We start from the raw sequence: 12,996 nt of genomic DNA on the forward strand, positions 1-12,996 counted from the left end.
TGGAGCCGGTCACGGAGCGAGGGCCGGTCGCGGAGCGAGAGCCGGTTGTGGAACCGGAGCCGGTCGCCCAGGCAGAGCCTGAGGTTGTCGAGGAGCCCGAGATTGTCGGTGCTGACGGATACGATCGGGATGGGGACTTCGCGCCCCCCTTGGGGAAAATCGAAGCCCCCGAATCGATCGTAGCGGCGAGCACCGACAGTTCTGAGGCTGTCGAGGAGCCCGAGCCGGAACCCGCGCCGGAAGCGATCGTCGAAGCCACGTTGCCACCACCCGCCGCACCCCAGCCGATGGAACACACGACGTGGGTGGAGCGCGAAGACTTCCGGCAGCGCTACCTCCGGACGTTCGAAGAGGTGCGTCGCAAGGCGGGCAGCAACTAGCCCGGCGTCCGAAAATCATCGGTTCATGTCCGAAATTCGCCGGACTTGTATCGGTGTCCGCTGATATCACTTCGATCATGACTTCCAGCACCGACCGCACGCAGCTCTTCCACGCCCTTCACCAGCCGGGCCCGCTCACCCTCCCCAACGCCTGGGACGTCGCCTCCGCCCTCATCGTCGAAGCTGCCGGTGCCAAGGCCGTCGCCACCACGAGCGCCGGTGTGGCGTGGAGTCTCGGCGCCCCGGACGGCGACGCGCTGAGCCGCGACCTCGCGATCGACCTCGTCGCGAGGATCGCGAAGGCGGTCAGGGTTCCGGTGACCGCGGACATCGAGTCCGGCTTCGGCAAGAACGCGGACGAGGTCGGCGAGACCGTGCGGGCCGTCAGCGAGGCGGGCGCGTCCGGCGTCAACATCGAAGACGGGCACGAAGGGTCCGTGCGTGACGCGCAGGAGCAGAAGGAACGTCTTGCGGCGGCCAGGGAAGCGCCCCGGAGCTCTACATCAACGCCAGGATCGACGTGTATCTGCGCGGGGTCGGCGACCCGGCGGACCGCCTGCAGGTCACCCTCGACCGCGCCAGGACGTACCTCGAGGCGGGGGCGAGCGGCATCTTCGTGCCCGGTGTGACCGACCTGGGCATCGTGCGGGAGCTGGCGAACGGCATCGACGCGCCGCTCAACGTGCTGGCCGGCCCTGGTGCGCCCGCGGTGGGCGAACTGGCGGGCGCGGGCGCGGCCAGGATCAGCGTCGGCACCGCGCTTCCGGAGATCGCCTACGCGGCGGCCAGGAAGGTGGCGCTGGAAGTGTTGACGAAGGGCACCTACAGCAGTGCTGAAGGTGGCATCGAGTACGGCGAGCTGAACGCCCTCTTCGGCAACTAGTGCTTCTTGCCGCGGAACTTGCGCAGCAGCTGTTCGGCCTGCGCGCGCTTGCGCGGGTCGTTGGCCACCTGGCGTGCCTTGGTCTTCAGTCGCTGGCCCTGCGGACTGCGCAGGAACCTGGTGATCTTGTCCATGAACGAGGCCATCGGTCCTCCCGGGGTCCGTTACGTCCAGTTCAACGGACGGAACAGCACTCCGAGTTCCCGATGATCAGACCGGCGAAACTGTGATGCCCAGCGCACCGGGGCCCACGTGGGCGCCGATCGCCGAGCTGACCTGCGTCAACATGAACTGGCGGACGTTGGGCACGCCGCGGCGGAGCTTGCGCAGCAGCCGGGAGGCCTTCTCCTCGGCGTCGAAGTGCTCGACCGCCACGTCCACGGTCTCCGTGCCCGCGCGCTTGATCGCGATGTCCAGCATCCGGTTGAGCGCGCGGTCGGCGCCCATCACGCGGTCCAGCGGCGTGATCTGGCCGTCGGCCATGGTCAGCAGCGGCTTCATCGACAGCGCGGAGCCGACCAGCGCGGCGGCGGCACCGATGCGGCCGCCGCGGCGCAGGTACTCGAGCGTGTCCACGTAGATCAGCTCGGTGGACCTGTCGAACCGGCGCTGGGCGGTCGTGAGCACTCTCTCCGCGCTGCCACCCGCTTCCGCGATCTTCGCGGCGGCCTGGACGGCGTAGCCGATGCTCATCCCGCAGGTGTGGGTGTCGACGACGTGCACGGGCACGCGCACCTGGGCGGCCGCGGTGCGGGCGGCCTCGACGGTCGCGGACTGGCGGCTCGACACGTGCACGGACACGATCGAGCGCACGCCCTGCGCGGCCAGTTCGTTGTACGTCCAGAAGAACGCGCCGGGGTCGGGCGGGATCGTCGCCACCGGCACGTTCGAACGCATGGCCGAAACCAGCTCGGGGACCGGGATGCGGGACTCGTCATCGGTGTGGTCGCCGATCCGCACCTGGATCTGGACGACCTCGATCCCGAGTTGATCAGTCATCTGCGCCGGGAGGCAGGCCGTGGAATCGGTCACAACTGCTACTCGCCGGTACATGTCCGCGCAGTTTAGTCGCCCGAATGGGTTAGGTCTCAAAAGGTGGCGTTAACGGGTGATAACCGTCACGCTTGCGGGGTGCTTGCTGCCGTTTGCAGGGGTGCTACTGGCGGGTAACATCCGGGTGATGGCAGGGTCGTGAACACCCGGCGGCGCAGTCCTACAGTCCTCTGCGTAAGCGTCGCCGCCCGTCCGCAGGAGGTCGAAGAGGACCTATGAACATTGTTGTCCTGGTCAAGCAGGTGCCTGACACCTGGTCCGAGCGCAAGCTCACCGACGCCGACCACACCCTTGACCGCGAATCCGCGGATGCCGTGCTCGACGAGATCAACGAGCGCGCCGTCGAAGAGGCGCTGCAGCTGCAGGAAGCGCACGGCGGTGAGGTCACCGTCATCGCGATGGGCCCCGACCGCGCCACCGACGCCATCCGCAAGGCGCTGTCCATGGGTGCCGACAAGGCGATCCATGTGAGCGACGAGGCGCTGCACGGCTCGGATTCGCTGGCCACGGCGAAGGTCCTCGCGAAGGCGATCGGCACGGTCGAGAACGTCGACCTGGTCATCGCCGGCAACGAGGCGACCGACGGCCGCGCGGGCGCTGTCCCGGCCATGGTCGCCGAGCTGCTCGGTCTGCCGCAGGTCACCCAGCTGCGCAAGGTCACCGTCGAGGGCACGACGATCAAGGGCGAGCGCGAGACCGACGAGGGCGTCGCGTTCCTCGAGGCGTCGCTCCCGGCCGTCGTCAGCGTGACCGAGAAGATCAACGAGCCGCGTTACCCGTCCTTCAAGGGCATCATGGCCGCGAAGAAGAAGCCCGTCTCCACGGTCACCGTGGCGGACCTGGGCGTCGACGCGTCCGAGGTCGGCCTGTCCGGTGCGTGGACCCAGGTGCTCGAGGCGGCCCCGAAGCCGCCGCGCAGCGCGGGTCAGCGCGTCGAGGACGGTGGCGACGGCGGCGCGAAGATCGCCGAGTTCCTCGTCGGCCAGAAGCTCATCTGAGAAGGATTGGGAGGGAAGAAGAATGTCTGAAGTCCTGGTCCTGGTCGACCACGTCGACGGCGAGGTCAAGAAGGTCAGCTACGAGCTGCTGACGGCGGCGCGTCGTCTCGGCACGCCGGCCGCCGTGGTCGTGGGCGCGCCCGGCACCGCGTCGAAGATCCGCGAGTCGCTCGGCCGCTACGGCGCCGCGAAGGTCTACGCCGTCGAGTCAGACGACGCCGTCAACTTCCTGGTGACGCCGAAGGTCGACGCCCTGGCCGCCCTCGCCCCGAACGCGTCCGCGGTGCTCGTCTCCGCGACCGTCGAGGGCAAGGAGGTCGCTGGCCGTCTCGCTGTGCGCATCGACTCCGGCTGGCTGGTCGACGTCGTGGACGTCGAGGCCGACGGCACCGGTGTGCAGTCCATCTTCGGTGGCGCGTTCGTCGTCAAGGCGAAGGTCAGCAAGGGCACCCCGATCATCAGCGTCCGCCCCGGCGGCGTCGAGGCCGAGGAGTCGGCCGCGGACGCCGTGCTGGACGAGTCGGTCTCCATCTCCGTGGACACCGCGAAGGCCGCCCGCGTGACCTCGCGCGAGGCCGTCGTCGGTGGCGACCGCCCGGAGCTCACCGAGGCCTCGGTCGTCGTCTCCGGTGGCCGTGGCGTCGGCTCGGCGGAGAAGTTCTCCGTCGTCGAGGAGCTGGCCGACTCGCTCGGTGCCGCCGTCGGTGCCTCGCGCGCCGCGGTCGACTCCGGCTACTACCCGCACCAGTTCCAGGTCGGCCAGACCGGTAAGACGGTCTCGCCGCAGCTGTACGTGGCGCTGGGTATCTCCGGTGCCATCCAGCACCGTGCGGGCATGCAGACCTCGAAGACGATCGTCGCGGTCAACAAGGACCCCGAGGCCCCGATCTTCGAGATCGCCGACTTCGGTGTCGTGGGCGACCTGTTCAACGTCGCGCCGCAGCTGACAGAAGAGGTCAAGAAGCGCAAGGGCTGAGCACTGCCGCTCGACGGGCCGTCCCGTTCATTCACGGGGCGGCCCGTTCGCGTTAACGGGACTACCGGTGGTTAACCCGACTGCCACTGACCGGTCATCGTTCTGACCTGCTGTCATTCGCCGACCCGGCTTCACCCTGGTTCGCATGACGCAGCCGGAACTGCTTGTCAGCACCCCTGTCCAGCAGGACGGGAACGCTCCTCGCTATTCCCTCCTCGTCGCCCGCGACAGCGCCGAGGTCGTCGCCGCGCAGAGACTGCGCCACGAGGTGTTCGCCGGCGAGATGGGGGCGACGCTGCACACCAGCGTGCCCGGTCACGACGTCGACGAGTTCGACGAGCACTGCGACCACCTCGTCGTCCGCGACGACCGCACCGGCGAGATCGTCGGCGGCTACCGCATGCTGCCGCCCGAGCGCGCGAAGGAAGCCGGCCGGCTCTACAGCGACGGCGAGTTCGACCTCGCCAACCTGAAGGACATCCGGCACACCACGGTCGAGACCGGGCGCTCCTGCGTGCACCCCGACCACCGCAACGGCGCCGTCGTCAGCCTCGTGTGGGCGGGCATCGCGCGGTACATGCTGCTGAGCGGGCACAAGTGGCTCGTCGGGTGCGCGTCCATCCCGCTGCAGGACGGCGGCAGCTTTGCCGCCGGGGTGTGGGACACCGTGCACGCCAAGCACTACGCGCCAGAGCAGTACCGCGTCACGCCGCACAACCCGTGGGACGTCGACCGGATCGCGCGGCCTGGCAAGACCGCGCTGCCGCCGCTGCTGAAGGGCTATCTGCGCCTCGGTGCGTGGGTCTGCGGCCGGCCCGCGCTCGACGCCGACTTCGGGGTCGCGGACCTCTTCATCCTGCTCGGCATGGACCACGTGGACCAGCGCTACCTCAAGTTCTTCCTGGGGGAGACGGCATGAGTCACGCCTGGATGCCCACGTCGCCCTGCGGTGACGGCTGCGTCAGCACGTCTGCGCACCACGTCAGCCCGATCAGACAGGCCTGGCGTGCTTTCACCGCTGTCGCCGCGATCCTGTGCGGCGCGGCGATCGCGATCGCGCTCCTGCTGCCGCGCAAACAGCGGGAGAGCGCGATTCGCCTGTGGTTCCACGCCGTCCTGCGCGCGTTCGGCGTCAAGCTCCAGGTCCACGGTGCCAGGAAGTTCCAGGCGATGCCGGAACGCGGCGTGCTCGTGGCGAGCAACCACGTGTCCTGGCTGGACGAGCTCGCGATCGACTCGGTGCAGCCGATCCGGATCGTCGCCAAGAAGGACCTCAAGAGCTGGCCGGTCCTCGGCCGGATCATCACGGCGGCGGGCACCGTCTACCTGGACCGCGAGAAGCTGCGGGAGCTGCCGCGGACCGTCAGCGAACTGACCGCGACATTGCGGAGCGGCAGCGCTGTCGGCATCCACGCCGAGGGCACGACGTGGTGCGGGCTCGCGTCCGGGCGCTACAAGCCCGCGCTGTTCCAGGCCGCGCTCGACGCCGGTGTGCCGGTGCGGCCGATCGTGCTGCGCTACCGGATCGGCGATCACCTGACGACGCAGCCGGCGTTCGTGGGCAGCGACACGCTGATCGACTCCATCCGGCGCGTGCTCAGGATGAAAGGCCTGGTCGTCGAGGTCCACGTGCTCGACGAGATCGCTCCCGGCCGCGCGGCGAACCGCAAGGAGCTCGCGAAACTTGCCGAGGAACAAGCAAACCGCTTGACCTCGACCGAACTGGAGATAGCACCATCAACGGGTGACTCTCACCGCGCCCGCACCGTCTCGCCTCTGGTCGCCTGACCGCCGCTGGCCCACGACGGGCATCCTCCTGCTGGTCACGCTCCTCGCCTTCGAGGTGATGGGCGTCGGCACGGCGATGCCCACCATGGTCCGCGAGCTCAAGGGCGAAACGCTGTACGCGTGGCCGTTCCTCGCGAACCTCGCGGCGAGCGTCATCGCCACGGTCTTCTCCGGACGGCTCTCCGACCGGCGCGGACCGAAACCCGCGGTGCTGATCGGCGTGGTGCTGTTCCTCGCCGGGCTGGTCGTCGCCGGGCTCGCCGAGACCATGACCGTGCTGCTCGTCGGCCGCGCGCTGCAGGGCTTCGGCGCTGGCTTCCTCATCGTCGCAATCTACGTGCTGATCGCGCTCGCCTATCCCGAGAGCGACCGGCCCGCCGTGTTCGGCGCGCTGTCCGCGGCGTGGGTGGTGCCGTCGCTGGTGGGCCCGGCGGTCGCGGGCTGGGCGACCGAGCACCTGAGCTGGCGGCTGGTGTTCCTCGCGATCGTGCCGCTGGTGCTGATCGGCAGCGTGCTGCTCGTGCCGGTGCTCAAGGGCCTGCCTCGGCACGACGCGGTCCCGCCGCAGCGCAAGTACCTGCCGCTCGCCGCGGTGGCGGTCGGTGTCGGTGTGGCGAGCCTGAGCTGGGCGTTGCAGCACCGCACGTGGTGGCTGCTCGCGGTGGCGTTGCTGCTGCTGGCGCCCGCACTGCGCATCCTGCTGCCGAAGGGCACCCTGCTCGCCCGGCGCGGTCTGCCCGTCACGATCCTCGCGCGCGGCCTGCTGGCCGGCACGTTCTTCGCGGTCGAGGGCTTCATCCCGCTCACGCTGACCGTCGTGCACGGCTACTCGCCCCTGGAGGCGGGCATCCCGCTGACGCTGAGCGCGCTCGGCTGGGCCAGCGCGTCGATGTGGGCGTCGCGGCACCCGGAGATCCAGCGCTACACGTTGGTGCGGGTCGGCTTCCTGTTCACCGCGACGGGCATGGCGGCCGTGACGCTCATCGCACCGTCGTGGGGCCCTGCCTGGCTGACGCCGGTCCTGTGGGCCCTCGCGGGCGCGGGCATGGGCATGGCGACCTCCAGCGTCGGCGTGCTGATGATGGCGGCGTCTCCGGAGGAGGACCGCGGTTTCAACTCCGCCGCACTGCAGATCTCGGACATGCTCTTCGCGGCGACCATGATCGGCATCGGCGGTGTGCTGGTGGTGGCGACCGCGCCGACCGCGGGCGTGGTGGTGCTGAACCTGTCGATGGCGGCGTTGGCCGTGGTGGGAGCGATTCTGACCGGGCCACGCATGCGGGCTACCCTTGAGCCCTGATGGCTTATCTCGACCACGCTGCCACGACCCCGATGCACCCCGAGGCGGTCGCGGCCATGACCGAGGCGTTGTCCACCACGGGCAACGCCTCGTCGCTGCACACCTCCGGCAGGCGGGCGCGGCGTGCGATCGAAGAGGCCCGCGAGACCATCGCCGACGCCCTGGGCGCCCGGCCGTCCGAGGTGCTGTTCACCGGTGGCGGCACGGAGAGCGACAACCTCGCGGTCAAGGGCATCTACTGGGCGAGCGGCAAGCGTCGTGTCCTGGCCTCGGCCGTCGAGCACCACGCGGTGCTGGACGCCGTCGAGTGGCTGGAGCGGCAGGGCGCCGAGGTCACCTGGCTGCCGACGGACCGCTTCGGCCGGGTGTCCGCGGAGTCGGTCGCCGGGGCCCTGGACGACGACGTAGCGCTCGTCACGACGATGTGGGCGAACAACGAGGTCGGCACCATCAACCCGGTGCACGGCATCGCTCGCGTCTGTGCTGAGCGTGGTGTGCCGTTCCACACGGACGCGGTGCAGGCCGTGGGCGCTGTCCCGGTCGACTTCGCTGCTTCCGGCGCCTCCGCGCTGACCATGACCGGCCACAAGGTCGGCGGCCCGTACGGCGTCGGCGTGCTGCTGCTGGCGCGCGACGTGAAGTGCGCGCCGTTGTTGCACGGCGGCGGCCAGGAGCGGGACGTGCGGTCCGGCACGCTGGACGTGCCGTCGATCGTCGGCCTCGCGCGGGCCGTGCGGATCGCGGTGGACGAACAGGAGCAGCGCGCGCGTGAGCTCACCGCACTGCGCGAGGAGTTGATCTCGTCGGTGCGCGCGGTGGTGCCGGACGTGATCGTCAACGGCGACCCGGACGACCGGCTGCCCGGCAACGCGCACCTGACGTTCCCCGGCTGCGAGGGCGACAGTCTGCTGATGCTGCTGGACGCGCGCGGTGTCGAGTGCTCGACGGGTTCCGCGTGCACGGCGGGTGTGGCGCAGCCTTCGCACGTGCTGCTGGCGATGGGTGTGGAGCCGTCCCTGGCGCGCGGTTCGTTGCGGTTCTCGCTCGGGCATACGTCGACGCGCGCGGACGTTGAAAAACTCGCGTCGGTCATCGGCCCGGTGGTCGAGCGCGCGCGTACGGCAGGTTTGGCAGGCATGAGGCGTTCCCGGAAGGTGGTCAAGCAGTGAAGGTCCTCGCGGCGATGAGCGGTGGTGTCGACTCCGCGGTGGCGGCGGCACGCGCCGTCGAAGCGGGACACGACGTGACGGGCGTGCACCTGGCGTTGTCGGCCAAGCCCGGCACGCTGCGCACGGGCGCCCGCGGCTGCTGCACGATCGAAGACGCCCACGACGCCCGCCGCGCGGCCGACCTGATGGGCATCCCGTTCTACGTCTGGGACTTCGCCGAGCGCTTCACCGAGGAGGTCGTGGAGGACTTCGTCGCGGAGTACGCGGCGGGCCGCACACCGAACCCGTGCCTGCGCTGCAACGAGCGGATCAAGTTCGAGGCGTTGCTGGACAAGGCGATCGCGCTGGGCTTCGACGCCGTCTGCACCGGCCACTACGCACGGCTCGCCGTCGTGGACGGCCGGCCAGAGCTGCGTCGCTCCGCCGACCTGGGCAAGGACCAGTCCTACGTCCTGGCGTCGCTGACCGCGGACCAGCTCGCGCACGCGATGTTCCCGTTGGGGGACACCACGAAGGAGCTCGTTCGCGAGGAGGCCGCGGCGCGCGGTCTCTCGGTCGCGAAGAAGCCGGACAGTCACGACATCTGCTTCATCCCGGACGGCGACACGCAGAAGTTCCTCGCCGGCCGCATGGAGACCAAGCCGGGCCTGCTGATCGACGACGAGACGGGCGCGGTGCTCGGCCGGCACGCGGGCGTGCACGAGTTCACCGTGGGCCAGCGCAAGGGCCTGGGAATCGACGGCCCCGCGCCAGACGGCCGTCCTCGCTACGTCCTGGCGCTGGAGCCGGTGTCCGGCAACGTCCGCGTGGGCTCGGTCGAGAAGCTCGCGGTGACCGGGATCGCCGCGTCGAACCCGATCGCGCACGTGGAGCTGGACGGGCCGGTCGAGTGCGTCGCCCAGGTGCGGGCGCACGGCGGTACGGCGCCGGCGGTCGCCGAGCTGGTCGACGGGATGCTGAGGGTGCAGCTGCGGGAGCCGCTCAAGGGTGTGGCTCCGGGGCAGGCCGTGGCGATCTACCGCGAGGACGCGGCGGGCGACGTGGTGCTGGCCAGCGCGACGATCGACGCGACCAGCTGATCCGGTTGTCGCTCTCGGTAGCGTCCGCGGTGTGACGTTCACCGACGCCGACAACGCCGCGCTCTACGACAGGCTGAACCCGTGGAAGGGTGCGGACGCCGACTTCTACGACCCCTTGGTCGACGAGGCGCGCGACGTGCTCGACGTCGGTTGTGGCACGGGCCAGATGCTGATCGCGGCGCGGGAGCGCGGCCATGCCGGGCGTCTCGTCGGCCTCGACCCGCACGACCCGTCGCTGGACCGGGCACGCCGGCGCACCGACGTCGAGTGGGTGCTGGCGAAGGCCGAGGACGCCCGCTGGGAGGCGGAATTCGATCTCGCGGTCATGTCCAGCAACGCGTTCCAGTGCTTCGTGACCGACGACGAGCTGCGGAACTCGTTGCGCGCCATCAGGAAAGCGCTGCGACCCGGAGCGCGGTTCGCGTTCGACACACGAAATCCCGCCGCCCGTGAGTGGGACGCGTGGCGGGACGCGACCTTCGAGATCGACGACCTCCTGGTGAGCTACGAGGTCGAGACGGTCGAGAACGGCGTGGTGACGTTCACCGAGTCGACCTCCCATGACGGCGATCTGCTCAGGTGCGACCGGGCCTCGTTGCGGTTCCTCGAGGTCGATGAGCTGAACGGGTTTCTCGCCGAGGCCGGCTTCATGATCGAGGGGCAGTACGGCGGCTGGACGCGCGGCCCGATCACCGACCGCACCAGGTCGATCGTCACCGTGGCCGCCACTCGGAGCTGGTGACGCGGCAGCTGGGGAGGCCGACCGCCCTGCCGAGCGTGAACCTCCGGCCGGCGTTCCGGCTCGCACCCCCAGCTCCACAAAGGACAGCGGCGGTCACGGCGCCGGCGGTCGCGTGCTCGGCGGGTCCGGCGGGGGCGGGGTTTCGATGCTGCTGGTGACGGACGGCGGTGGCGGCGAGAACGTCGTGGTCACCGGTGGCTCGACGACGGGCGTCGGCGGCTCGATGCGGGGCATCGCGGTGGTGGTCGCCGTGGTCGTGGTGGGTTTGGACGCCGAAGCCGGGGTGGTCGTGGGCGCGCTCGAGGAGGTGCGGCTCGGCGACGTGGCCGGGTTCTGCGGCACGGTCGCGCGAACGTTCAGCTCTGCCGGGGCGTTGGGGACGGTCGCGGTCTGGTTCGGTTCGCCCGTGGTGGTGGTGCCGGTCGAACGATCCGCCCAGGTCACGGCGGCCAGCGCGGCGACGCCGATGGCCATTATGCCGGTCGCCCCGACGATGATCTTGGGGCGCTTGCGGCCGCGTTGGCGGGGAGCGGACAGCGGCGCGGTCGTCACCACGGGGCGGGTCGGCGGGTCGGTGCGCGTGAGCACGGGGCGTGCGTCGAACGCGGCCAGCGCGGCGCCGGTCGCCACGGACGTGCTCTGGTCGGTGTCCACGGCGACCGGGCGGCCCAGTTCCATCGAGATCAGCTGTGCCACCAGCGGGATGCGGGACGAGCCGCCGACGAGCAGCACCGCGGCCAGGTCTTCCGGTTCCAGCCCTGCCGAGCGCACGGTGCGGCGCAGTGCCTCGACCGTGTCGTCCAGAGCGGGCCGGATCATCGCCTCGAACTCACCGCGCACCAGCCGGATCTGTGCGCGCGTTCCGGGCAGCAGCACCGGAATGGTGACCTCGGTGTCGGTGGACAACGCCTCCTTGGCCTCGGTGCAGTCCCTGCGCAACCGGGCGACCGCGGCGACCGTGACCGGGTCCTCCGGGTCCAACTCGTCCACGACGTCGGTGATGCTCGCGCGGACGTGGTCGAACACGACCTCGTCGAAGTCGATGCCGCCCAGCCGTTCAATGCCTTCGGGACGGCCGAGCAGCTCGAACCCCGCGCACTCGGTGCGACGCAGGACGGCGGCGTCGAACGTGCCGCCACCCAGGTCGTAGACGGCGATCGTGCCGCCGGGCTCGATGCGTTGCGCCGAGGCGTAGTGCACGGCGGCCGCTTCCGGTTCGGTGAGGAACACGACGTCGTCCAGGCCGGCGGCGCGCAGCCCTTCGGTGAGCAGGGCCATCTTGTGCGGGCCCCATCCGGCGGGATGGGTGATCGCGATCCGGTCCGGTGCCGCGCCCTCGCGTTCGGTCACCCGTTCGACGACCCAGCGCGCCAGGAAGCCGGTGAGCTCGTGTGCGTGCTGGGGGCTACCGGCCACCATCAGCGGGGTCGGGTCGCCGATCCGGCGCTTGAACTCGCGGATCACCCGCTCCGGGTCCGTCACCGCACGGCGTTCCGCCGCCTCCCCGACGAGCACGCCGGAGTCCTCGCCGAGGTACAGAACCGAGGCGACCGACGCCGACCGGGGACTCAGTGCCACAACCTCGGCGGATGTGGACGTCCGGTGCACGGCGGCGGCGGTGAACGTCGTGCCCAGGTCAACACCCAATTGATAGACCACAGCGCGCAACATTAGCAACATTTCCGGCGGGAACTGCAATCCCCTATTTCCCCTATCTTGCCACCCCGATCCCCGTCACTCATTCGGGTGGCGCGGTATGTTCGGCATCCCCCAGCGGCCTCCCGTGGAATTCGGAGCGATCACCGATGGCAAGCTTCTGCCGCGGTCCTAGCGTTCGTGCGGTCGAGCGCGGAGTTCGGCGTGCATTCGAAGCGATCAGTGACCTAGAGGAGAAGGCAAACGCCATGACCAGCCTGCTGGAATTCATTCTCAACCTGCTCCGGGACCCGGTGGCTCAGGAGCAGTTCAAGGCAGACCCCCAGCAGGCCCTGCGCGATCACGGGTTCGACGAGGTCTGCGGGCAGGACGTGCACGACGCGTTGCCGCTGGTGGTGGACAACGTCCTGGTGAGCGGCACGGGCGGCCCGCTGCCGTCGCCACAACCGGGCGAGGACCACTTCGACATCGCGATCCGGCAGATCGACCACATCGTGAACAACTATTCCTACACCGACAGCCACGACACGCACGTGGATTATTCGGTGCACCAGACCATCTGGACCCAGGGGGACGTGAACCAGTCCTTCGACAACGACTACGTCAACGACAACGACACCACCAACGACAACGACACCATCAACGCGAACGACAGCACGGTCGTCGACGGTGATGCCAACGCCACCGCCACCGGCGACGCGGATCTGCAGAACTTCGGTCAGGGCGACGTCACCGGGAACTCCGGCAACAATTCCGAATCTGATTCACATGAGGTGACCCACCAGCATTCCCACACCACGATCGACGCCTCGTACCGCGAGGAGCACGAGCACAACGTCGGCATCGACCACACCGACCAGCACGGCCTGGTGAACGTCGACGACACGTTGAACGACGTCGACCTGTTGAGCCACAACGACGTCGACCTGCTCAACGGCCTGCACCTGTAGGGCACCACCGCCCGGTCCAGGT

At 69.8% G+C, this 12,996-nt stretch carries 12 protein-coding genes and 2 pseudogenes; 11 read left to right on the plus strand and 3 right to left on the minus strand.

Going from position 1 to position 12,996, the window contains the following annotated elements; genetic code table 11:
* Together ABFX45_RS32345 and ABFX45_RS32350 are read left to right on the plus strand one after the other, a co-directional pair.
* Window positions 1-380 (plus strand): annotated as a pseudogene (locus ABFX45_RS32345) (hypothetical protein); the annotation flags it as partial.
* Window positions 381-457: 77 nt separating this feature from the next.
* Window positions 458-1,263 (plus strand): annotated as a pseudogene (locus ABFX45_RS32350) (isocitrate lyase/PEP mutase family protein).
* On the opposite strand, the gene ABFX45_RS32355 reads toward ABFX45_RS32350, so the two are convergent.
* Together ABFX45_RS32355 and ABFX45_RS32360 are read right to left on the minus strand one after the other, a co-directional pair.
* Window positions 1,260-1,409 (minus strand): hypothetical protein, encoded by a 150-nt coding sequence (locus tag ABFX45_RS32355; RefSeq protein WP_170154831.1) that lies wholly within the window; start codon window positions 1,407-1,409, stop codon window positions 1,260-1,262. The pseudogene ABFX45_RS32350 and the gene ABFX45_RS32355 overlap by 4 nt on opposite strands.
* 64 nt (window positions 1,410-1,473) lie before the next feature.
* Window positions 1,474-2,316: a DegV family protein gene (locus tag ABFX45_RS32360; protein ID WP_109634400.1), complete on the minus strand. Its 843-nt coding sequence runs from the start codon at window positions 2,314-2,316 to the stop codon at window positions 1,474-1,476.
* 215 nt (window positions 2,317-2,531) lie between these two features.
* Here ABFX45_RS32360 and ABFX45_RS32365 point away from each other — a divergent pair, with 215 nt between their 5' ends.
* The 8 genes from ABFX45_RS32365 to ABFX45_RS32400 all read left to right on the plus strand — a co-directional run bounded on the left by ABFX45_RS32365 (window position 2,532) and on the right by ABFX45_RS32400 (window position 10,368).
* On the plus strand, window positions 2,532-3,314 hold the full coding sequence (locus ABFX45_RS32365) for an electron transfer flavoprotein subunit beta/FixA family protein (RefSeq protein WP_109634397.1): 783 nt from the start codon (window positions 2,532-2,534) through the stop codon (window positions 3,312-3,314).
* 22 nt (window positions 3,315-3,336) lie between these two features.
* Window positions 3,337-4,290: an electron transfer flavoprotein subunit alpha/FixB family protein gene (locus tag ABFX45_RS32370; RefSeq protein ID WP_109634395.1), complete on the plus strand. Its 954-nt coding sequence runs from the start codon at window positions 3,337-3,339 to the stop codon at window positions 4,288-4,290.
* Between the two features lie 145 nt (window positions 4,291-4,435).
* A complete protein-coding gene (locus ABFX45_RS32375; RefSeq protein WP_109634392.1) occupies window positions 4,436-5,209 on the plus strand; it encodes a GNAT family N-acetyltransferase in 774 nt (257 codons plus the stop codon).
* The gene (locus ABFX45_RS32380) at window positions 5,206-6,078 is read left to right on the plus strand and encodes a lysophospholipid acyltransferase family protein (RefSeq protein WP_346134075.1); all 873 of its coding nucleotides are present in this window, start codon (window positions 5,206-5,208) and stop codon (window positions 6,076-6,078) included. Before ABFX45_RS32375 ends, ABFX45_RS32380 begins: the two co-directional genes overlap by 4 nt.
* Window positions 6,035-7,378, plus strand: a complete 1,344-nt coding sequence (locus ABFX45_RS32385) for an MFS transporter (RefSeq protein ID WP_346134077.1) — start codon at window positions 6,035-6,037, stop codon at window positions 7,376-7,378. Before ABFX45_RS32380 ends, ABFX45_RS32385 begins: the two co-directional genes overlap by 44 nt.
* Window positions 7,378-8,547, plus strand: coding sequence for a cysteine desulfurase family protein (locus tag ABFX45_RS32390; RefSeq protein ID WP_346134079.1), 1,170 nt, complete (start codon window positions 7,378-7,380; stop codon window positions 8,545-8,547). The genes ABFX45_RS32385 and ABFX45_RS32390 overlap by 1 nt, the downstream gene beginning before the upstream one ends.
* The gene (mnmA, locus tag ABFX45_RS32395; RefSeq protein ID WP_346134081.1) at window positions 8,544-9,626 is read left to right on the plus strand and encodes a tRNA 2-thiouridine(34) synthase MnmA; all 1,083 of its coding nucleotides are present in this window, start codon (window positions 8,544-8,546) and stop codon (window positions 9,624-9,626) included. The genes ABFX45_RS32390 and mnmA overlap by 4 nt, the downstream gene beginning before the upstream one ends.
* A 31-nt stretch (window positions 9,627-9,657) precedes the next feature.
* Window positions 9,658-10,368 (plus strand): class I SAM-dependent methyltransferase, encoded by a 711-nt coding sequence (locus ABFX45_RS32400; RefSeq protein ID WP_109634381.1) that lies wholly within the window; start codon window positions 9,658-9,660, stop codon window positions 10,366-10,368.
* A 93-nt stretch (window positions 10,369-10,461) separates the two neighbouring features.
* Here the strand turns inward: ABFX45_RS32400 and ABFX45_RS32405 are convergent, their stop codons facing one another.
* Complete coding sequence (locus ABFX45_RS32405) at window positions 10,462-12,015, minus strand: Hsp70 family protein (RefSeq protein WP_346134084.1); 1,554 nt, start codon at window positions 12,013-12,015, stop codon at window positions 10,462-10,464.
* 257 nt (window positions 12,016-12,272) lie between these two features.
* Between ABFX45_RS32405 and ABFX45_RS32410 the strand changes: the two genes are divergently transcribed.
* The gene (locus ABFX45_RS32410) at window positions 12,273-12,974 is read left to right on the plus strand and encodes an IniB N-terminal domain-containing protein (protein ID WP_346134086.1); all 702 of its coding nucleotides are present in this window, start codon (window positions 12,273-12,275) and stop codon (window positions 12,972-12,974) included.
* Window positions 12,975-12,996 lie beyond the last annotated feature (22 nt).

Source organism: Lentzea roselyniae (assembly GCF_039537795.1).
Lineage (GTDB): Bacteria > Actinomycetota > Actinomycetes > Mycobacteriales > Pseudonocardiaceae > Lentzea > Lentzea atacamensis.